General features: G+C 40.2%; 24 protein-coding genes and 1 pseudogene. 18 read left to right on the top strand and 7 right to left on the bottom strand.

Annotation, left to right across the window (positions count from 1 at the left end):
• Window positions 1-8: 8 nt before the first annotated feature.
• From C427_RS08805 to C427_RS24015, 3 genes are all read right to left on the bottom strand, one after another.
• Window positions 9-545: an FMN-binding negative transcriptional regulator gene (locus tag C427_RS08805; protein ID WP_007643333.1), complete on the bottom strand. Its 537-nt coding sequence runs from the start codon at window positions 543-545 to the stop codon at window positions 9-11.
• 13 nt (window positions 546-558) lie between these two features.
• Complete coding sequence (locus C427_RS24010) at window positions 559-771, bottom strand: hypothetical protein (RefSeq protein WP_148285898.1); 213 nt, start codon at window positions 769-771, stop codon at window positions 559-561.
• 86 nt (window positions 772-857) lie between these two features.
• The gene (locus tag C427_RS24015) at window positions 858-1,166 is read right to left on the bottom strand and encodes a GNAT family N-acetyltransferase (protein WP_015430693.1); all 309 of its coding nucleotides are present in this window, start codon (window positions 1,164-1,166) and stop codon (window positions 858-860) included.
• A gap of 203 nt (window positions 1,167-1,369) precedes the next feature.
• Here C427_RS24015 and C427_RS08815 point away from each other — a divergent pair, with 203 nt between their 5' ends.
• The 3 genes from C427_RS08815 to C427_RS08820 all read left to right on the top strand — a co-directional run bounded on the left by C427_RS08815 (window position 1,370) and on the right by C427_RS08820 (window position 3,304).
• Window positions 1,370-2,509, top strand: coding sequence for an aminotransferase-like domain-containing protein (locus C427_RS08815; protein WP_236613752.1), 1,140 nt, complete (start codon window positions 1,370-1,372; stop codon window positions 2,507-2,509).
• A 2-nt stretch (window positions 2,510-2,511) separates the two neighbouring features.
• The gene (locus C427_RS27330; protein ID WP_015430695.1) at window positions 2,512-2,733 is read left to right on the top strand and encodes a hypothetical protein; all 222 of its coding nucleotides are present in this window, start codon (window positions 2,512-2,514) and stop codon (window positions 2,731-2,733) included.
• Between the two features lie 250 nt (window positions 2,734-2,983).
• A complete protein-coding gene (locus C427_RS08820; RefSeq protein WP_148285899.1) occupies window positions 2,984-3,304 on the top strand; it encodes an alpha/beta fold hydrolase in 321 nt (106 codons plus the stop codon).
• A gap of 166 nt (window positions 3,305-3,470) precedes the next feature.
• Here the strand turns inward: C427_RS08820 and fur are convergent.
• Both fur and C427_RS08835 read right to left on the bottom strand, forming a co-directional pair.
• A pseudogene (gene fur, locus C427_RS26325) lies at window positions 3,471-3,896 on the bottom strand (ferric iron uptake transcriptional regulator).
• A gap of 644 nt (window positions 3,897-4,540) precedes the next feature.
• The gene (locus C427_RS08835; RefSeq protein WP_007643321.1) at window positions 4,541-5,350 is read right to left on the bottom strand and encodes a ferredoxin--NADP reductase; all 810 of its coding nucleotides are present in this window, start codon (window positions 5,348-5,350) and stop codon (window positions 4,541-4,543) included.
• A 131-nt stretch (window positions 5,351-5,481) separates the two neighbouring features.
• Here C427_RS08835 and C427_RS08840 point away from each other — a divergent pair, with 131 nt between their 5' ends.
• The 12 genes from C427_RS08840 to C427_RS08895 all read left to right on the top strand — a co-directional run bounded on the left by C427_RS08840 (window position 5,482) and on the right by C427_RS08895 (window position 17,568).
• A complete protein-coding gene (locus C427_RS08840; RefSeq protein ID WP_007643320.1) occupies window positions 5,482-6,267 on the top strand; it encodes a DUF4198 domain-containing protein in 786 nt (261 codons plus the stop codon).
• Between the two features lie 102 nt (window positions 6,268-6,369).
• A complete protein-coding gene (locus tag C427_RS24020; protein ID WP_015430697.1) occupies window positions 6,370-7,062 on the top strand; it encodes an EF-hand domain-containing protein in 693 nt (230 codons plus the stop codon).
• A gap of 10 nt (window positions 7,063-7,072) precedes the next feature.
• Window positions 7,073-7,231 (top strand): hypothetical protein, encoded by a 159-nt coding sequence (locus C427_RS26330; protein ID WP_015430698.1) that lies wholly within the window; start codon window positions 7,073-7,075, stop codon window positions 7,229-7,231.
• Entirely contained in the window at window positions 7,224-8,759 is a 1,536-nt protein-coding gene (locus C427_RS08855) for a DUF2271 domain-containing protein (protein WP_007643317.1), read from the top strand. Before C427_RS26330 ends, C427_RS08855 begins: the two co-directional genes overlap by 8 nt.
• A gap of 123 nt (window positions 8,760-8,882) precedes the next feature.
• A complete protein-coding gene (locus C427_RS08860; protein WP_007643316.1) occupies window positions 8,883-11,285 on the top strand; it encodes a TonB-dependent hemoglobin/transferrin/lactoferrin family receptor in 2,403 nt (800 codons plus the stop codon).
• A 173-nt stretch (window positions 11,286-11,458) separates the two neighbouring features.
• Complete coding sequence (locus tag C427_RS08865; RefSeq protein WP_007643313.1) at window positions 11,459-12,202, top strand: DUF3450 domain-containing protein; 744 nt, start codon at window positions 11,459-11,461, stop codon at window positions 12,200-12,202.
• On the top strand, window positions 12,199-13,545 hold the full coding sequence (locus C427_RS08870; RefSeq protein WP_226991296.1) for a MotA/TolQ/ExbB proton channel family protein: 1,347 nt from the start codon (window positions 12,199-12,201) through the stop codon (window positions 13,543-13,545). Before C427_RS08865 ends, C427_RS08870 begins: the two co-directional genes overlap by 4 nt.
• Window positions 13,542-13,961: a MotA/TolQ/ExbB proton channel family protein gene (locus C427_RS08875; RefSeq protein WP_007643309.1), complete on the top strand. Its 420-nt coding sequence runs from the start codon at window positions 13,542-13,544 to the stop codon at window positions 13,959-13,961. The genes C427_RS08870 and C427_RS08875 overlap by 4 nt, the downstream gene beginning before the upstream one ends.
• Window positions 13,961-14,365 carry an ExbD/TolR family protein gene (locus C427_RS08880; protein ID WP_007643308.1) on the top strand — a complete coding sequence of 135 codons (405 nt, stop codon included), beginning with the start codon at window positions 13,961-13,963 and terminating at the stop codon, window positions 14,363-14,365. The genes C427_RS08875 and C427_RS08880 overlap by 1 nt, the downstream gene beginning before the upstream one ends.
• 1 nt (window position 14,366) lies before the next feature.
• Window positions 14,367-15,017 (top strand): energy transducer TonB, encoded by a 651-nt coding sequence (locus C427_RS08885; RefSeq protein ID WP_007643306.1) that lies wholly within the window; start codon window positions 14,367-14,369, stop codon window positions 15,015-15,017.
• On the top strand, window positions 15,014-16,372 hold the full coding sequence (locus tag C427_RS08890; protein ID WP_007643304.1) for a tetratricopeptide repeat protein: 1,359 nt from the start codon (window positions 15,014-15,016) through the stop codon (window positions 16,370-16,372). Before C427_RS08885 ends, C427_RS08890 begins: the two co-directional genes overlap by 4 nt.
• Window positions 16,373-16,395: 23 nt before the next feature.
• A complete protein-coding gene (locus C427_RS08895; protein ID WP_007643303.1) occupies window positions 16,396-17,568 on the top strand; it encodes a DUF6607 family protein in 1,173 nt (390 codons plus the stop codon).
• A 16-nt stretch (window positions 17,569-17,584) separates the two neighbouring features.
• Here the strand turns inward: C427_RS08895 and C427_RS08900 are convergent, their stop codons facing one another.
• Window positions 17,585-18,232: a PepSY-associated TM helix domain-containing protein gene (locus C427_RS08900; protein WP_007643302.1), complete on the bottom strand. Its 648-nt coding sequence runs from the start codon at window positions 18,230-18,232 to the stop codon at window positions 17,585-17,587.
• A gap of 298 nt (window positions 18,233-18,530) precedes the next feature.
• On the bottom strand, window positions 18,531-18,818 hold the full coding sequence (locus C427_RS08905) for a hypothetical protein (RefSeq protein WP_007643301.1): 288 nt from the start codon (window positions 18,816-18,818) through the stop codon (window positions 18,531-18,533).
• 171 nt (window positions 18,819-18,989) lie between these two features.
• Between C427_RS08905 and C427_RS08910 the strand changes: the two genes are divergently transcribed.
• The 3 genes from C427_RS08910 to C427_RS28795 all read left to right on the top strand — a co-directional run bounded on the left by C427_RS08910 (window position 18,990) and on the right by C427_RS28795 (window position 20,610).
• Entirely contained in the window at window positions 18,990-19,445 is a 456-nt protein-coding gene (locus C427_RS08910) for a hypothetical protein (protein ID WP_007643300.1), read from the top strand.
• A gap of 284 nt (window positions 19,446-19,729) precedes the next feature.
• Window positions 19,730-20,137 carry a hypothetical protein gene (locus C427_RS08915; RefSeq protein ID WP_148285900.1) on the top strand — a complete coding sequence of 136 codons (408 nt, stop codon included), beginning with the start codon at window positions 19,730-19,732 and terminating at the stop codon, window positions 20,135-20,137.
• A gap of 152 nt (window positions 20,138-20,289) precedes the next feature.
• Window positions 20,290-20,610: a transposase gene (locus tag C427_RS28795; protein ID WP_226991295.1), complete on the top strand. Its 321-nt coding sequence runs from the start codon at window positions 20,290-20,292 to the stop codon at window positions 20,608-20,610.
• Window positions 20,611-21,445 lie beyond the last annotated feature (835 nt).

The raw sequence follows: 21,445 nt of genomic DNA on the forward strand, positions 1-21,445 counted from the left end.
AAGCGCATTTAAAACCCCAGTTTGGTCATCTTTATTTTGTTTTGCCCCAACTTTAATTGACCTTCTAATCTTGTTAACACGATTTTAAATCCTACTATGCCTGCTAACATTTTGTGTTTGATTTGGTCGGTGACTACATCCCGCTGAACCAATAGTTGCGGTTCATATTTTTCAACGACTTTCTCGACTGCTTCTAATGTTTGATGCGGGTCAAGCAAAGAGGCAACGCCATAGGCATGCACCGCCGTATAGTTCCAGGTTGGCACTGCGGGTTTTGAGGTATACCAACTAGGAGAGATATAACCATGTGGTCCAGTAAAGATGACCAGTACATTCTGACCTTCTAAGTCTTTCCAATGAGGATTAGCTTTAGCACAATGAGCATATAACGCACCTTTTTCACCTTCATCTGCATGTAAAACAAAGGGCAGATGTGTGCCTGAAAGTCCGTCTGCAGAGGATATCACTACTCCAAAACCAAACTCATCGATAAACTGATGTTTATGGTTTATCTCTATTATTTTAAATATATTTGGAATATACATAATCTGGCTACTCCTATATTTTTTCGATTGTTGGCTGGGTTAATTTGGCTAATAATTTGCAATTAACTTGTGACCATTCTTGCTTGATGATGCTGTAAACGGCACTGCTACGGATACTGCCGTCTTCTTGAATACGACAATCACGGTGAATACCTTCAAAGGTTGCACCTATTGCTGAAATAGCTGTTCTTGAGTGTTGGTTTTTTTGATGTGTTTGAAATGCCACTCTGTTGAGCACAAGTGTTTCAAATGCATGGGTTAACAATAAAAGTTTACAGCGGCGATTAACGAAACTTCTTTGAGCAGTGGGGTTTAAAAAGGTAAACCAATTTCAATGGATTTGTGCTTTACAGAAATATTAAGGTAGCTAGTTGAACCCACAATTTCATTTTGTGTTTTATCGACGATAACAAAAGGTTGCTGAAGATTTAAACGGGCGTTTTCAATACAAGACTCAACCCACTGTTTGGTGATATCTAGGGTTTGACAATAGTTAGTTGTGGTCCATTGCCAAATTGCCAGATCTTTGCCGGCGCGATACAAGTTTTTTATATGACTAGCGTGCATTGGTTTAAGTGCCACATATTCGTCTTCCAGTATCATCAATTCTTGAGTCATCATTTATCTTCTCTTCTTTTGATTTGTTAGATTCGCTATTATTACTGTATTTTGGTCTAATTAAATCAACCAAAATTAAGATTTAATCTAGACCAATGAAAGTGTTTAAATTGCAGAATATAAACAGCTCCCAAGCTAAGTATTTGCAGCTTGCAGAAACGGTTAGGTGTGCTATTTAGCAAGGACAGTTGGCTGCGGGTGATAAGTTGCCATCGGTTAAATCTATAAGTGAAGATGTAGGCTATAACCGGCATACGGTGATGAAGTCTTTAGCTGAGCTGGTTGCTGAAGGTTGGATTGAGTCAATCCAAAGAGTTGGCTACAAAGTGGTGTCTCATTTGCCAATCGAGAATAGCAAGCGCCAAGCATTGTCTAGGGTGGCAGGTATTAGCAGTCATATCGACTACCGCTTTGTGCGTTCGGGTAGCGCATTACCTTCTTATCCAGCCAATCGTTTTGAGTACAACTTTTCTGGTGGTCAACCAGATTTAAATTTGTTTCCTTTTGATGAGTTTAAGCGTTGTATGTCTGAAGTACTGTCTCGGCCTAACCCGGCTCAATTGAGCTATGGGCAAAGTGCTGGCACACCTGAACTCATAGACCAAGTTAAGACCTATCCGCGTAAGTCTAGAGCGATTACCGAACGTGAAATTGTGATCACCAATGGTTCACAAGAAGCACTGTTTATTGTGTCACAATTACTACTGCAGTCAGGTGATAAAGTGGCCGTTGAAGAGTTGGGTTATCCCCCTGCTATGTCGGCGTTTAGCAATACGGGTGCTGAGTTGGTGGGGGTTAAGCAAGATGCACAGGGGATGTGCCCTGATAACTTAGAAGTACAAATACTAAAAGGTAACATTAGGTTGATATACCTGACACCTTTGCACCAATACCCTACGACGGTCACGTTAACGGTGAGTCGAAGAATGGCTATTTATCGGCTTGCTGCACAGCACAAAATCCCTATAGTAGAAGATGATTACGATCATGAATTCCATTACCGTTGTCAACCCCTTCCGCCCATGGCAACCGAAGATCCAGCGCAACTGATTATCTACCTTTCGACCTTTTCAAAAATAATGTTTCCAGGTGCCAGAATTGGCATCATGGCTGTCAGCAAAGCTATGGCAAAGGCCGTAACTGAATATCGATTAATGATTTGCCATAAAAGCAATGTGTTGATGCAAGCTGCATTAGCTAAATGGATGGCGGACGGTGGTTTTGAAAGGCACTTAAGGCGAACCACTCGGGTCAATCTGCAGCGCAGAGACCATGCTGTTTTGGTACTAAAAAAAACCCCTGTTTTGAATTTGTTATTCCTGATGGCGGTATGGCTCTTTGGGTGAAGTTGAAACATAGCACGGACATTATTCAAGTTATCCCCAGCGCTGAGCGGTTAGCCAATAAGTGTCAAGCACTGGGTATCTATATCCAACACGAAAAGCAGTTCTGCTTCGATAAGAATAACGACCGAGATGGTTTTATACGTTTGGGATTTGCAGGAATGAATGAAAATAAGTTTGCTGAAGGAATAGAATTGTTAGTCAATAGTTTAAACATTAAACATTAAACATTAAACATTAAACATTAAACATTAGTTATCTAAGCCTGCGCATTGTTGTAGGAAAACATAGAGATGTTCAGGAAATATCTAAGGTATTTGTAGTTATGATGGTTTTGTTTGTGGGTTTGATAATTGTTTTGTCTACATGGCCGCGTCGAACGTCACTCAGTAAATTATATTTTTAATATAGATAATCGTGCACAAGCAAAGCTAGTGAGACTGAGAAGCAGCCAACTGCTTAATTAACGGACTTGAAGTGTTTTATCATAGCAATGCCATGCACTTCGGTAATGATAAGCATGTGCTGGTATTTTTATACGGCTTCAGTACTGACAAATATGTTTGGAGCCGTCTTACCAAGAGGTTTTCTGAGCAATACCACTTGCTTATTCCTGATCTCAAAGATCATGGTCAAACTGCTTATGACCAAAGAGATGACTACTCTGTACCCAGTCATTGCCAGATGTTATTGCTACTATTTGAGCAATTGAAGATTGAACGTTTCAGCATTGTGGGCAACTCTATGGGCGCCATGATGCCAGCTAAACGACTAGATGATATGCCTGAACGAATTTAAAAATCTTTATTGATTGCTCCCGGTTGAGTCAAATTACAATTTTCTCAACACATGATAGACAATCAAATAAACCCATTTGAACACCAAGTTGAACAGGACTTTGCTAATGGTTTGCTAATCTGTAGCGTGAAAGAGACGCGGCAGAGTATTAATGTGTTACTTCATATTATTTAAAATTTTCAGTGCAACCGTCTTTACATTCTCCGTATAAATACAGGCTATGATTAGTCAGTGTCATATCATGATTGGCAGCGACATCCTTTTGGCACTGCTCTATAACATTATCCTCAAATTCAACGACTTTCCCGCATTTTAAACAAACTAGATGATCATGGTGGAGTTCGCCACTTAGCTCAAACACAGATTTACCGCCTTCAAAATAATGTCTGTCAATAATGCCTGCATCATCAAATTAATTCAGTACCCTGTATACCGTAGCAAGACCAATTTCTTCACCACTTTCAAGCAATAATCTGTAAATATCCTCTGCGCTTACGTGTTGGGAGCCTATTTTTTTGAGGATATTTAATATTGTTACTCTCGGATGGGTTACTTTTAAACCTGATTTTTTTAGCTCTTTGTTTTGCTGCATCGTAATATTTCCTAACTATCCTTGGTTGAATTCGTGATTAAATTCTCTAGTGGTTATTTGGGACATTAACTGCTGCGCATGCCATGCTTGTCAGTGTGACCTAAAGGTAAATAAGTCGTTATGCTAGGGATCATCAGTATGGCGCAACTAGCGCGATTAAACCCGCTGTGAACTTTCGACTTTTGGTTGACGTAAAAAGTGCGTCTGCTTGTCATGTTTGTTGTTTGATCTCTACACTAGAAAAGTAAATGAATCTTAAAAAATGCCAATACGTCATTGGATATTGACGATAAAACGATGCGGACACATTTAACTGTATCCGTATCGGGCATAAGGTTAAGCCAGGACCAGTGAAACGTAACTCAAGAGCACAGGCATGTTAATCTAAATGCAAATCATTATCAATGGCGTTTGTGTGAATTATTTAGAAATTATTATAACAAATGCAAAAGAGCAGGGTATCTAATGCACAATGTATTCAAGCCGTGTTAGACAAAGCCAGCAATATTAGTGCTGGCTTTCTAACTATCTTTAGTCAACACATAACTGACCTTAGAAGGTTATAAATATTAACTGAGAGTATTAGCCAACTTCAAAATATGTTGTGGATATATGCTGTCTAATCTAACTCCGACCTCTATTGATTATTTTTCAATAAAAGCCTGTTCAATAACATAGTGCCCTTGGCTGCGAGATGTGGCTTTAGAGAAACCTTTCTCATCCAAAATAGTCATGAGGTCTTGCAACATCCCATCATTTCCGCAGATCATAAAACGATCGTGCTGTGGATCAATATTGGCTAATCCTAAGTGATTACTAAGTTGATTACTTTCGAGTAAATCAGTTATACGTCCTTGATGAGGGCGCAAACCATCAATGGTTTTTAGACTATTGTATTCGTAGGTTTCGCGGGTCACTGTTGGATAGTAGAGAAGTTTTTGAGTGATCAAATCTCCAAAATATGGATTGTTGGGCAGAGTATGCTCTATCTCTTGCTGGTAAGTAAGTTCTGAAGCAATTCGCACACCATGGACCAAGATGATTTTATCAAATTGTTCATACATATTAGGATCTCTAATAATACTCATGAAAGGCGCAAGTCCGGTGCCAGTGCTCAGTAAGTACAGGTTTTTACCGGGGATCAAATACCCAGGCACTAAAGTGCCAGCAGGTCTGGTGGTTAATATAAGTTCATCCCCCGTCTGAATTTTTTGTAAGCGAGAGGTGAGCGCACCATCTGCTACTTTGATACTAAAAAACTCTAATTCATCTTCGTAATTTGCGCTGGCAATACTGTAAGCACGCATCAAAGGTTTGCCTGCTACTTCAATGCCAATCATAACAAATTGACCATTTTCAAAAGTAAAAGACTTTTGTCGAGTTGTTTTAAAACTAAATAATGTTTCATTCCAATGATGGACATCGGTAACTTGTTCAATAACTGTGTTTCTCATCGTTTTATAGACCCCTTAAAAATAAATATATTATGCCATAACACCCCTTCAAATGCTATTGCGAATTATTCTCATTCGTATATAGTGGTGTGCGAAATAAAACACAAATACAATTATGGGGTAACACGAATATGTTTAAACATGGAATTTTACTAGGGAGTATTTTCCTAAGTACTGCTTGTTTAGGGCACACACCATATCTAAAACCTCTGTCATTTGAGCCCTCTCGTGATGGGATGATGACTTTGGACGCATCATTTGCAGAGAAGTTTTTTGTTCCGGAAGTGGCCTTTGCGAACAGCATATATTTGGTTAGCCAGCCTGATGGAAAAACCACTACTCCTGATTTTATGAGTCAATTAAAGACCCGAGTTGTCATTGAACATAAGTTGGAAGAGGATGGTACGTATCGCTTTAGCACCGGAAAAAGATTAGGCCGAGTATTTAAAACCTATGAATTAGATGGCAAGCGCCATTCCATGGAAAACCCTGCGGAGTCTATTCCTAAGGGAGCCAAATTATTGTCATTTTTCCAATCACTTACAATAGCTGAAACCTATGCCAGCAAGGGGGCGCCAAATGATGTTGCCTTTTCTGCTTATAACACGGGCCTAGAATTTGTTCCTGTGACCCATCCAAATGATCTTTTTGTTTATGAGCCTTTTGAGTTTACGAGTTTGTTTGATGGTAAGCCAATTGAAGGTTTAAAAGTACAGGTGTTTTTGGCCAAAGATCAATTTACAGATGAGAAGCCGACACTCGAATTGATATCAAATGCCAAAGGTGGTTTGTCGTTTACACCTAAAGAAGCCGGAACATATTTACTGTTAGCCAGGCATCGAAGTGATGCGCCTGCTACTTCTATTGCTCCTCAAATAAGTAACACCTATACCTTGGTTATTGAAGCTGTTGAATAATCATATACAAATCGGAGATAAATTTATGAACGTTAGATTGATTTTAATGACCGCTTTTTTTTATTACCAAGCTTGGCCATAGATGCGGCATCACATCGTAAAATGGTTTTTGTTAATCAGTATGATTTAGACGGCGATTGGTTGCTGTATGCGGGGGAGTTTGAGCATGCCAGAAAAAGGCGTTTTAACAACACCGACGAAAATCAAGACGGTGTCGTTAATGAAGAAGAGTATGTATTTGAATATCAAAATAAATTGGACACACAATTAGTAATAGACCGCAAAGGGCAGGTCCAACAGACAATAGTGCGGTTTAATGCCTTAGATAAAAATGAAAACGACATGATGGAGTGGCAAGAATATGAAGCATCAGGGTTACGCAGTTTTACGCGTTATGACGTAAATGAAGATGGCAATATTGATACTCAAGATCTTGCCCCGGTAAATAAATGGAAACGTAAAGATACCGCTAAAATGACTAAGCAACAGCAAGAAAATTTAAGGGATCGTCAACTGGCATTAGCCAAACGCTCTCTTAGTATGCCTTCAACACATGATAAAAAGGGCATGTTTAGCAAGTATGACAACAACCAAAATGGCGTTATTACTAAAGCAGAACACCAGCTACGTCGCCGTGCTGATTTTGATTTAACCGATGAAGATAACAATGGCTGGGTGAGTCAAGACGAATACTTGTTCGAGTATCAAAACCGCATGGATAAGCAGATTGCTAAAACACGTTTGGCTGCCATTAAACAAACCTATGTGCGCTTTGGTGTGTTGGATAAAAAATGAAGATGGTCAAATGACGATAGAGGAGTATCAGTTTTCTGGGCAGCGTAGTTTTAATCGTTGGGACAGCGATAAAAATGATCTTGTGAGCATGAGTGAAGCGTTACCAGAGGCTCGTAAAAATCCAGAATTACAATCTTCAAGTGCACAAGTTGTGGCTGTTAATGAGTAATCAGCAATATAAACCGAAAAAATATCAGTGGCTGCAAATTGCATATTTGCTGGTCATTGGTTTGAGCTCAAAACTTTGTTTTGCTCAACAGAATATTCACTTAGAAGGAGTGTTAGGTACATCCCTTGATCTGACAATATATGGCGTAGACGCAAAGCAGTCGCAAGCAGCAGTTAATACCCTGTCAAAAGAAGCGGCACGTTTAGAAAGTATCTTATCCACATGGCAAGATAATAGCAGTATTACTTTTCTAAATCGCAGCGGAAAGTTGAAACAGGCACCTGCAGAATTACATGGAGTAATTGAATTATGTAAGCAATGGTATGACAACACAAATGGCATATTCAGTTGTCGTATGGGCAAACTTGAACAGCTTTGGCAACAAGCTCAAACGGGGCAAATTGTGCCTGACAAGGTAGAGATGCGCCGCATCGCTAGAGACATTCAGCAACTTCCCTGGTCGACTAATAAACAAGATCAGGACGTCACGTTAGCTGAAAATGTATTACTAGACCCAGCAGGCGTAGCCAAAGGATATATTATCGATTTACTGATGCTTGAGCTGCGCGCTGCGTTACCTCAAGCGACAGGCATTAAGCTAGATATTGGCGGCGATATGTTGTTTTGGGGCAAACCCGAAAACAGTGATAAGTGGTTGGTTGGCTTATTGAATGATGACCATACAGTGATGGATCTGAATGATTCACTCTCTATTTTAGTGCCGGCAGTAGCCGTGGCTTCCAGTGGTCATCAGCATAGGTATGTCGAAATTGAACGCAGAAAATTCAGCCATATCTTACAGCCTGATGACGGCTGGCCAATGGATAACGCACCATCCGCGGTGGTCGTCGCGCCTGACGCAGCCACTGCAGATGCCATCGCTACTGCGTTAAGCACTCAACCTGCTAGTCAAGGGATTGATTGGATTAACACCTTGGACGGAGTTGAAGCCGCAGTAACAAGTGCAGGCATTCAAGTGACTTCAAAAGGATGGCATAACTACATGTTAAACAATAGTCGGTTACCTCATCAGCCAGAAAAAAATCTAAGTATTGAATATCAAATACCGCAAATTAACGAGGGAAAATACCATCGTCCCTATCTGGCACTTTGGATAACTGACACTCGTAATAAAAGTGTTCGGCATTTAATGTTACTTGGAGAAAGCGAACGCTGGGCTAGAGAAAATACTCGGTGGTGGCGTAGGGTAGGTCGTAAAATACCGGGTGTACTTGAAGCTGTTGCCCGGCCAACTAGATTACCCGGAAAGTATCATTTAATTTGGAATTACCTGAATGATCAGGGCCAACCTGTGAAGCCAGGGAAATACTGGTTACATATGGAAGCTGCAAGAGAAGGAGGAGGCCATGATTACCAAAAGGTTGCGATTGATACCGAGACTGACTCGCTGGAACATACATTACCAGCTAAAGGTGAGCTTGGTACAGTGGCGATAAGTAAGGGTCTGACTTCGTCATTACCCTTGCCGATAAATAATCCAATCATATTGGTTGATGTAAGACCTTAACCCGCCCGGCTTTGTTTGCTGACAAACCACCAATACTTAACTAAACCAATCACAAATAAACATAACTTCAATGTTAACGTAATAAAAATCATTTGCGTTATTAATTGTATTAAAGGAGGAAACATGAGATCTAATCGAAAAATTCTAAGTTTAGCTATCGCAGTCGCTTTGACTTCTATGGCTAATGCACAAGAAACCCTTGAAAAAACCACTATCACAAGTGAATCAACACCAACCGAGAGTGCAGTGATCACGGTTATTAATGCAAACAAAATTGACGCTGAATTGATCACCGATATTTATGACACTGTTCGTTATATTCCAGGTGTGACTGTTAATAGTACTGGTAATCGATTTGGTGATGATGGTTTTAATATACGTGGCTTAGAAGGGGATGCAGTGGCGATCACTGTCGATGGTTTATCGCAAGGTGAAAGTCTTAATCCCATTACCTTTAGTCGTTATGGAATGTATAGCTCTACACGAAATGCTATAGAGATTGAAAGTGTTAAAACTGTCGAAATCCTGAAAGGTGCTAATTCTGTTATCGCTGGTAGTGGTGCCTTAGGTGGTGCCGTTATGTATACCACCAAAGACGCAGATGATTATCTCATCGCCAGTGGTGATGATTTCGCTGGTAGTGTTAAAGCGGGTTACGATGGCCGTAACGAAGAGACCTTAATAAATGTTGGATTAGCAGGGCGTATTGGGCAAGTCGAAGGCTTAGTTATCCTCACTAAACGTGATGGCAGTGAAACTAAAGCCCACAGTAATGGTGAAAATATAGAAGGCCCAGAACGTGGTCAAGCTAACCCTTACGATAGCGATAAGCTTAACGTTTTAGCGAAATTAAATTATGCGTTTGGTGATAATCATGAGCTTGGTTTAGTGTTTGAAAATTTTGATAATGAATCTCAAGGCACACCTCTTTCGCGTCAATCAGCGAGTTATTACGATTTCTATACCTTAGATGAATCAAACAGAGAACGTATTGGTATCACTTATCAATGGCAAGGCCAGAGTCTCTTATTTGACTCAATAGATGCTGCCATTAATAGTCAGGAAATCTATACTCGTGGTTCGACGTTTTTCTCATTTTCTAGTGGCGGCTCCTCATACTTACGTAATGAAGATCGTAATTATACCCAAAACCTAATCAGCTTTGATGTCGATTTTAGTAAGGATTTACTGCTATCAGACGTTAAACATTCGATTGTTTATGGGTTGGCTATTGAACAAGCTGATGTTGATAATGAATTGCAGGACATCCGTTACAACGGTTTAACAACTGCTAGTGGCTTGCGTGACGGTTACCCTATTGTTGATCCTTCTTGGGTGCCTAAAACTCAGAGCGATATATTGACTTTTTATGTGACCGACACAGTAGAAGTGTCTGAGCGGTTAACTTTTCAAGGTGGATTACGTTACGACAAAAAGAGCTATTCTCCTGAAGTGAATGACACTTTTGTTGATCAGTCAGGAGAGAGTGTCAGTGACGCAGAGTTTACTGCGATGACATGGTCAGCTAATTTACGTTATGAATTTTTGCCGCAGCACAGTATCACAGGCGGTATTTCTTCAGGATTTAAAGCACCTACTACCCAACAGCTATACTTAAACACCAATGGAACCAGCAATTTTGAAGACACTGATAGAGTAGAAAATCCCGATACTGGTAATGTGAGCTATGTTGGCAATGGTCGTACAGAAACTAATTTAAACACAATAACCAACCCAAATTTAGATGCTGAAGAAGGTATTAATTACGAACTTGAGTATCAGTATCAGGGAGAGTCTGGTTATGTCAATGTTGCATTGTTTCAGTCGGATTACGATAACTTCATTATTAACTTAACTCAGTCCAGAGCCTTTGACGAGCCGATTACTCAGGGAAGCTTAAATTGGTGGTTGCCACAATGCTCAGCTGCAGTAATAGATGATAGCTGCTGGACAGTAGAACAAATTACAGAAGATGAATGGGGGATGCCGACAAATGTCGGGAAAGTCACTATATCTGGATATGAAATCGAAGCCGGTTTGGAGTTGTCCAAAGGGTTACTAGCGACAATTTCACATTCTCATAATCAAGGTGAATATAGTAATTCTGTTGATGGTTCTGTGGATACCAGCGCAGAGGGGAGTTTTGTCAAAGGTGATAAATTGGAGAGCATCAGCCCCGATACTACTGTTTTAGGACTTGATTACCTTGGTACCGATGCGAGTTGGGGCGCTTCTGTAAGAGCTAGCTTTTACGATGGTAAAGATCCACAAGATTCCTTTTCAGCCGCTTTTTATACCGACAGTGCCACTGTTATTGACCTAACTGCGTTTTACCAAGTATCTGAAAACCTCGTTGTACGTGGTGGGATCACCAACTTATCTGATGAAGAATATTCATTGTGGCAATCGGTGCGCTTAGTGCGTGAAGGAAATGGCGGATTTTTTGGAGGGGTAAGTGAAGACGGGATCAAGCGTTTTAGTGAGCCAGGCCGTGAAGTATCTTTGAGTGTTAATTATACCTTTTAAACCCTATATATTTGAGCACATATAACGGGCAAGGATGCCCATTATATGTGCAATTGGTCAGAATAATATTTCCAGACACCTCATTAAATCTAAATGGTAATCATTACCGTTTGCATGTATGGTTGTTGTTGATGGAACATAATGATTTAGCATATTTTGGGATGATTTAATTAATGCGAGTATTGATCTTTATTTGTTACCTGTGTTTACCGTTGATGGCTAAAAGTAATGGGCTTGAAATCGGTAAATTGGCTAAGCAATGGGTGCAACTAGCACAGCAAAACAACCAAGTTAAGCAACAGTGGCGTTTGCGAAAACCGATATTGCAGCAACAACTACAATTACTTAAAGCCGAAAAAAACAGGTTAACTGCGCTGCTTAACCAAGATGATGATGTCAGTGACGAAATGCAGCAGCAAAGGTTCTCATTACTGAAGCAACAAACGCAGTTTGAAGCAACACAAGATAGCCTGAGCGTTATATTAGATAAAACACAGCAACGTCTTATTACCTTATACCCCCAATTACCACCGCCATTAAAAACACGTTGGGATACTGAGATAGCACTACTAAAAACGTTCAAAGACAATAGTGAGCGTTTAGAAAAACAATTATTTCTACTGGATAGTGTAGCGGGTTATAACCAGAGGATAGCCGTGCATCAGGCTAATATGACCTTTGATGATGGACAAGAAGTACAAGTTAAACAAATCTACCTAGGAGCCTATTTAGGTTGGTATGTTAGTCAAAATGGCCAGTATTGGGGAAGTGGAAAAAGTACCCCCAATGGTTGGCAATGGCAGCATCAAAGCAAACAAATCACCCCACAAAAATTACTGGACTTAATGGCAGCAACGCAAGACTTTAGTCACGCTGAACTTATTCGTTTGCCTATCAATATTATGGGCTCTCTATGAATAATCGACTGTTATTGAAGTGCATGTTTTTATGCGGACTGCTGTGCCAGATTAGCCTACCGATATTCGCCCAAGAGGTGGTTACTACCGGCCTTCTTAAAGAGATAAAACAAGCGCAAACAGAATTATCTGATTCCCAAGAAAATATAGCTTCACAAGCCGAAGTTTTAGCTAAAAAAATTCGTCAATACCAAAGCGAAGTGGTTGCGTTAAGGGAAAAAGCAACAGTGAAGCGACGTGTTGTTGACGAGCAAACCCTCGCCTTATCTAAAATCCAATCTCGTTTAGCCCAATGGCTGCAACAAGAACGCTACCAACGAAATTTATTGAGTGATGCGGCTGAGCAGTCATTACTATCTCAAGAACAAAAGTTGCTGTTTAGCTCAAGTTTGGCCAATGGCATCCCCTTGATGCTTGAACTGGCGAAAAGACAACAAGAAAGTGTGTTACCGATTTGGAAAACTGAACGAATTATGTCATCTGATGGGGAATATCAAATGGCTGACGTTCTGCAACTTGGTCCAGTCATCTGGTTTTTACAAGTAGATAAACAGCAAGCGGGTTTATTGAGTCAAGAAAGGTCCGTGTTGTTGTATTTTGATGAACCCCAGCGCCAGCAGTTACAAACTCTGCGTGAGTCTGGTCAAGGAAATGTGGTCTTCGATCCAACTTTGGGTACGGCATCAAAATTAAAGCAACAACAAGAGAGCCCATGGCAGCATTTACTACGAGGTGGTGTATGGGTCATCCCCATTATTGCATTTGGGGTGTTTGCGTTGCTCATTGGTTTATTAAAAACCATACAGTTACAGCGGTTGCCTAAGTTATTTCCCATGTTAGCTGAGAAGGTTGAACTGGTGTTGGTTGGCGATAATGCGACTGAACAATTAGAAAAGTTGCGTCCGCAATTACGGGGCGCGCAACAGTGTTTGCTCGATATTACCCTGTCTACTGAATATGGAGAGAAACGCGATGATAAACTGCTGGCTTTTTTACTGGAATACCGACAAAAACTACAAGCCAATCTAGGGGCGATTGCGATTACTGCGTCCATATCTCCTTTATTAGGATTACTGGGCACGGTGTCGGGAATGATTGAAACATTCAATATGATGAGTCTTTTTGGGGCAGGCGATCCGGCGGTTGTTTCTGGTGGTATTTCAAAGGCATTGATCACCACTGAGCTGGGCTTGGTCGTGGCTATTCCTGCGTTAATTATCCATGCATTGTTGAATCGTTTTATCCGAAACCATAATACCCAATTGGACACAACGGCAATACGATTAGCTAAATTGGTTGCGCATACTCACACACTTCAACAAGTTGAAGGGCAAGCTGCATGAGTGTAATGCAACAGTTAACTGAAAGTGTACTGATATGGATAATATTGCTATTGGCATTAGTCTGTTATTCCATATTAATTCACATGTTTTTGAGTGATAAACAAACAATCAGCTGGTCCAGTAAAACCTTAAGTTGGTTGCAGACTTTGCCTACCTTACTGGGTGCACTGCCGTTACTAGGGCTACTAGGTACAATTATTGGTTTACTAACCTGTTTTAGCCAAATGGCAAAAGGCAGTATGGACATACAACAGTTGTTAAGTAGCGGCATTGCTGAAGCGTTATTAACCACTGAATTGGGGCTACTTATGGTGGTGCCTGGTTGGCTGATGTTATCTCTATTACAACGTAAATTACGCCTAGTAGAGGGTACAAGTGCAGATGGCGCAGATTCAAGTACAAGAGGTACAAACTAATGCGCAGCAAACTTGAACAGCAGTTAGAGCTTCCCCAGCACACAATTGATTTATCACCGCTTTTGGACGTGGTGTTTATTCTGCTTATCTTTTTTATTGTCACCACTGTCTTTGTGCGTGAAACGGGCATTGAAGTGGATAAACCCCAAGCTGTTTCGTCTGAGCAACTTAAAAGCAACGTGATCCTATTGGCGATAAGTGCCCAAGGTGACGTGGTTTACGACAATACTCGAATAGGGGTCAGTGGTGTTCGAGCAACGATTTTACAATTATTAAGAAAGAAACAACAAATTGTTGTGGTGCAGGCTGATAAACGCGTATCTGCTGAATTGTTAGTGAAGGTGATTGATCAGGCTAAGTTGGCCGGAGCTGCACAAGTTAACATTGCAACTGAGGGATATTAAGGTGCACATAGTTCGTAATTTTCAAGTGTTATTAGCCCCATTATTTGCATTGGGTTTGATTACTTTATTAATTGTGCTGGCTGACAGCGTGTTCGATTCCAAGATAGACTCTCATACTGAGCTGACAATCAGAGAGGTCACATTAGCTGCTGCTCCACCGCCACCACCGCCACAGATTCAACGCTCTCATGTTAAACAAATTCAGTCACCTAATTTACAACTTGAGGCAGCCGGCCAAGGTGCGCAGATGCAGCTTAGTGCCAAACCATTGGATTTGGACATATTAAAATTGAAGTTGCCAGAAGTAAAACTGGATAACCAACAAACATCAATGTTGAGTAGCCTTGATTTTAGTTGGCAAGCGTTTGATTTATCTGAATTGGATGAATTACCGCGCTTGTTGACCAAGCTGAGTACTCAGTTTCCTGAGAGCTTAAAACGTAGAGGGATCAAAAAGGTGGATGTACAATTGAGTGTCATGATTGATGAAACTGGAGCCGTGTTACTTAAGCTTATTAACCATAACCCTTATCCTGAACTCACTCAAAGTATCAAAAAGCTAGTACGTCAAGCGCGCTTTAGTATCCCTAAAAAAGATGGTACAGCGGTAAGAACCACTTTTAATTGGCCTGTGGAGTTCGCCGACGTATGACTATCTTGAATAAATTAATGGTTATGTTGTGCATGGGTATTATAAGTATCAGTTCTGTCTATGCACAGGGCTTAAAACTGATAGACGTTGTGGTTGAATCTCCCAACTTAAATAAATTGTTTTTACTGCGAGAAGCGAAAATATCTGTAGAAGAATATCCTCTAGCTGAGCAGTTAAAATTACTTTTACAAAAATCGGAGTACCTTCCTGCTCTAAGATTATTGAACGAATATGAAGACAACAAAAGTCCTGCGCTATTATTAGTCGAAGGGCAGTTGTTGATGCAAACTGAGCAATGGCAACAAGCAGAGTTGCGGTTTAAACAAGCATTGCTTGAAATGCCTGATTTACTCCGTGGGCATTTGGCGTTAGCTACTTTGTACCATAGGCAAGAGGACTATCATAAAGCTCAAATCTCCCTTAGCAAGGCTATTAGTTTAGGTGCCTCTGATGCAAATCAGTACGCTTTATTAGGCTATCTTCACATGCAAAACAGTGATCCACACAGTGCCGTGGCGGCATATCAATATGCGTTAATGTTGAACGCTGAAAACGATGATATTCGCAAAGGATTGTTGTTTGCATTGATCAACAGCCATCAAATTAACGCTGCCCGTAACTTATTAGCAGGCATGTTGGCCCGTGAGCCTGATAATAGCCAATTATGGTTACAACGGACTAATTTAGCGATGCAAGCATCTGATGAACAACTTGCTCTAAGTAGTATTGAAGCGGCATTGAGGCTTGGCGAACAAAAACCATCAACAAAAATACTGGCCATGCAGTTACATTTAAAACAAAAAAGTTACTCTAGAGCATTGGTGTTGAGCATTGAGTTATTGAACGATAAACAGCTGAGTTTTTCAGAAACAGATAAGTTGCTAGGTTGGTTAGTCCTTGAAAACCAATGGGCATACGTACAACAAATTTTAAACCATACAAGCGCGTTGGCTGCGACTGCTAGTTTCAGCGAAAAAAGCAGGTTGTTATATTATAAAGCGCAATTGGCATGGACTGAAAATGACTTGACCCAAGCCGAGAAAACTTGGAAACAAGCTATACAAATTGATGCTGGAAATGGCGATGCGTTGTTGGCATTAGCCACCTTGTCGATGAGTGAAAACCGTTACGCTCAGGCTGAACTTTATTACCAGCGAGCTGAGACTTTAGAAGATGTTAAATTGTCAGCCATGCTTGGCAGGGCACAATTGTATATTGAGCAATTGGACTACATTTCTGCTTTAACCTTATTACAACAAACATTATCGATGTACCCGCATCGTCATGATCTGCAAAAAAATATGCGTATATTAACCAACTTGGTGAATAGCCAAGACCATTCACAATCCTCATAAATTTTATTAAGTCGAGTTTACCTATGCAAAAATACTGTTCCAATAATCCATTTCAATTCTTAAAGGTAATATTTCTAGGGGCGATTTTCCTGTTTTTATCTAGTTCGATAACGTTAGCTGAAGAGGCTAAAAATCATCAAGAGTGTAGTGTAACTAATCAATTTACCTTTAGTTGGCAGTTTCTTGAACAGTGCGATATGCAGCCAAGAGGGGGAACAAGCAAAGGCAACAATATTGTCGTTGACTCATCGGTCAATAACGCATGGTTAGCCATACAAGAAGCGGGCATCAGTCCATTCGAAAAAGATAGGCGCGCTATTTTGGCTATGGCGGGGGCATACCGAGTTAGTTTTGATTTTATTGAAATTGCTGGTTACGTGCCTGATTTTGTACCGAGTAAGCCTTATCAATCTTGGGGCACCGAATATGTATACGTTGCTGAAGATAAAAAAGAATTCATCAGTCTACAGCATATAATGGTGATGTTTATGCAGCAAGAGGATGGTTCGGTATCTGAACCCATGGTAATGAAACATTGGCGTCAGGATTGGGAATATGAAAAGCGTAGCCAATTTGTATATGCCGGGCATCGACGTTGGGAAAAGAGCAACCAAAAAGCCAAGGATGTAAAAGGCACTTGGTCGCAAGCTGTCTATCAGGTAGATGACTCTCCACGATACGAATCTTTCGGTAAATGGCAACATAGCGCCAATGTATCCAGTTGGTTAAGCGGTAAAACATGGCGTCCATTACCAAGACGTGAAGGCAGTATACGTAATGATTACCATGTCCTTGAAGGCACAAATCGACATACAATTTTACCTAATGGTTGGGTTCAGGAACAAGAAAACCTGAAACTTGTTTTGGATGAACAAGGCCAAGCCGTGAAAGACATGCCTTATTTATCGAAGGAGTTAGGGATCGCGCGTTACGAGCGGATAGTTGAACATGATTTTAGCGCCGGCGATGAGTACTGGAATAAGTCAAAAGAGTATTGGTCTGATGTACGTAGTGTTTGGGAAGATTTTATTGACAGTAATAACAGCTTAGTTATCCAAAAAAAGGTTAATAAACAATATATGTTTATGCCCTTTTTTAACAAGGCTCAAGCAATTGTCGACGGAGAAAAGTATCAGTCATCACCAGGTAAAAAGATCATTCGCGAAACACTTGTTCCTTTTATTGAAGTGAATTAATTACTTAATTAAATAACTACAAATGAATACGCGGCACCCAAATCAAATATATCAATACCGGTGTCGCCGTTCCCCACATCAATAACCATAAACCAGTACCTCTGCGTTTAAGTTGTTGAAATAAAATAATCAGCCCAGTTAACGAAAACAACAACATAAACACGGCAGAAATATCAATCAACCAACCCCAATGTTCGCCAGTATGACGACCTTTATGTAAATCATTCATAATGGCAAAAACACTACCTTTTTGATACTCAACTTCTACTCTACCTTGGTAAATATACCAGGTTGCAAACGCATAACCGGCCGGCAGCGAATAATCTGCAGTGACCTCCCCAAGCTCGAAATCGATGTTGATTTCTTTGGCTTTTTCTAAACCTAAAGTTTCGGTTAATAATTGATTTAACGTTGCAGTATTAAGCTGACTGAGTTCCTCCAAGGGCGTTTGTATGGCGGGTAACGTCAGTGACGTAGATAATTCCTCACCGCTACTTAACCAATCTATATGATTAAGAGTGATGCCGGTGACACAAAAGAAAATCAACAGGCTGAATAAGGCCGCTGACACATAAAGATGTAACATTCTTGAGGTTGAAAAGAGCTTCTTAGCGGCTGGTTTGCTGGTCCAAGACCATATTGTGGATGATTTTTTGCTTCGCATACTTCTCTTATTCACGGTTTACGAGGGGGTATTATTGTTGTGTGATTGAAGAAATAATATAACTACAATCTTCTAGGCTTGAACACATGCAGCATTATTTAATAAACCCTACACAAGCCAACGACCTAATTCAAAACAGCGTATCTCAATTATCTGATTACAAGAGGTTAGCTAAATATCAAATTATTTGCGTTTGAGTGGTGCATGTAACAGTTCCTCCTTATCTTAGTGGCTCAGTGCTGAATATTATTAAATATCTACTGATAATAGGGGGCAACTTGAAACCATGGCTTCGCGATTAAGCTGTGGGTGTTTTGATATTTTTCACTGAAGTCTCAAAACGACGCTGGGAATATTGTAAAAAATGTTTGCTCACTTTTTTATTGGATCGGGTCAATGCTATTCTGCACAGGTAAAAGAACAACCAGACTGAAAAAATAAAAATAGCATCAAATAGTAAATAATGTAGTAATTCACTTTTAGAAAAATAAAAGACTTGTACTTCATTCGCAAAAGTAAAGTCACTTTTAGTCAACATTAAAATGAGACAAATACTCCCAACTTTTTTACTCATTTGACGCTCCATAGATATTTTTCCTGAAAATTAGTACCTACGCTATGTTTAATAGGTCGTTCTTAAGCTAAGACTAAGAATACACTTTCATTTAATTAATGTAAATGATAATTGTTTGCATTTGCATTGGTGGTTGGTTACGATATATCTACCCTATCGAGATAACTAAAAAATGAGTCACTTATGGCGCTTACTTTTCTTTGCCCTGTCCATCGAGACTGGGTGTATTCGAACCCTCAAGAAGCCTTGTCTTATATGGACGATTCACAAAATCAAGGTGAGTCACTTTTGCAACAGCAGGATTGGCATGAAGCCATTGCATATTTAGGCTGCGCGTTTGAAACTACCGAGATATTGATGGAGCTGCAGGGGCCAGGAGAATCATTTTTATTATCTCGACTCACTTCTTTAGCGGTATTGTTGGCCACTAGTTTCAATAAATTGAATGAACATAATTGTGGTCAAATAATATTGAAACAAGCCCAACAAAAACTGCAGGAAGCAGAAGATACATCTTTAGGTGACAAATCAAGATTAGCTTATATCCAAGAGTGTTTATTTTCAATTAGAACAAGCCAAGAACAATTCAGGGTAAAACATATGTTTGAGCAACCTGAGTTGACGGTGCAAGTTCATTAGTTGTATCTCATGAAAGTTCGCGGTTTTAGGTGATGTGTAGTATTTCCTTGAGCCCATTCTCAGTTCTAGTAAAAATTTACTGTTCACTAGGAAAAAATAAAAACTATGATGAAGTAATAAAAAACGAGTCAAATCGTAAGTAGTGGCAGCTACACATAATCCGTCACAGGCTCACCGTATTGAACAAGACCCTGTCATTTGTCACCCCAAATATGCACAAAGCTCGCTGAATAGCATTGCCTGCTTGTGTTAATAGATTAATAACCGGTAATTGTGCCACTGTAATGTCGATGGGCCGTGGTATCGACTCTAAAGCTTATGAAAAAAACAGTATTAAACGCGCGGATAGTCTCTGTTCTAATACCAATTTAAGTATTGAGTCTTATTCCATTTATGGCAGCATATGTAAACACTTTAGCCGTATTTCCACTCGCCCAGTTATCTTAGTGTATTGGTCTGATTTAGATAAATATGGGCATCCTTTTTTGCTTCGCGCATTTTTGGCTTTTGATGGCCGCCCCATCTTGTTTTATCAGGAAGTGCACAGCATAAAAACCAAAGAAAAAAAGGCAACCCACAATACGTTTCTCACAGGGTTAAAAGCGCTAATAAGCGTTAAGGTTATACCTATCATTGTGACCGATGCTGGATTTAAAGTGCCTTGGTTTGGGCAATTATTAAAGTTGAAATGAGACTTTGTTGGACGTACCCGCCACCTAATAGTTTTTCATTGGATGAGGGAGAGTGCTGGGACAGTATTCGTAATATATTTGGCTAGGCTACAACAACACCAAAAATATTCCACTGACATATTACGTAAAACAATCCTCTTGCTTGTCGATTGGTGCTCTATAAAATTGCGGCCAAAGGTCGTCACAATTTAAATCGATCGGGGTTGCCCCGTAAATCGGGTGCTCCTCAATCACACTCAAAAGGCGCTAAAGAGCCATGGTTGCTCAGCATATCACTTAATGTGAGCAATACATTTGCTAAACAAACCGTCTCTATTTACCGTAAACGTATACAGATAGAAGAAGAGTTTCGTGACATGAAAAGTCGTTTGTATGGACTTGGCTTTGATCATAACAAAAGCAAGTTATTGAGACGGTTCGCCGTATTAATTTTAATGACGACACTAGCTTGCCTGATCGCGATGCTCATATGATTAACCGTCATCAGAACAAGCCTGCATAGGCATTACCAAGCAAATACTGTTAAGAAAAAACGTGTATTGTCCTTTCAATATCTAGGCGTCGAGTAGTAAAAGATATTTATATTACATTACTCAAATAGCACTTAATTGATGCTATCGAAAAACTCAAGCAAGGTATTTTGATGGCTTGTGCCGATGTTCAATGATTTCATGGGGATCCCTCAGGGGCAGAGCAAAGTTAAATCTGTGATTGAGTGCTGTATTATCTTGGGTGATGAGATGGACGCTCCCTAATACGGCGTCAATGCGCCGATATAGTATTTTTCAACCAGACTATTTACATAGGGAGCTCTCTTATGAAACAATTAACGTTATCCCGGTTTTGCTCAATTCCGTCCGAGACAAAGGCTCCTAGCCTGTGTGGGAGTTGTGGAAGGCAAGACTCTGGATAACACCTAGTTTACCAATCCGCTTAGTCGCAACATGATGAAGAAAACGATTTACCCTACCTCATCAAAGCCATGACGCGCTCACCGGACAGACAAGGATAGTAATCCGTGTGGGTTTATTTTAAAGGCGATGTGGTACGCGGCACCCGGAACGGACTTCATCAGAGGCCTGAAATGATAAAACCATTTCAATAAAGAGCCTGAATATATGTCAGAACTAAGCCATTTTTAAGACTGCCTTCAACACAACAGACTAGCGGTAAGAGAAAATTAAAACGGTATTTGTGCTGATAATCAGCACGAGGGGCAAGTACTGAGTTGACATCACAAGAGTGCCCATAAGTTTCTTTATAAATATTGTTTATTTTCTATCATCGCAAGCCTGCGTAAAACATATG

The sequence above is a fragment of the Paraglaciecola psychrophila 170 genome (assembly GCF_000347635.1).
Taxonomy (GTDB): domain Bacteria; phylum Pseudomonadota; class Gammaproteobacteria; order Enterobacterales; family Alteromonadaceae; genus Paraglaciecola; species Paraglaciecola psychrophila.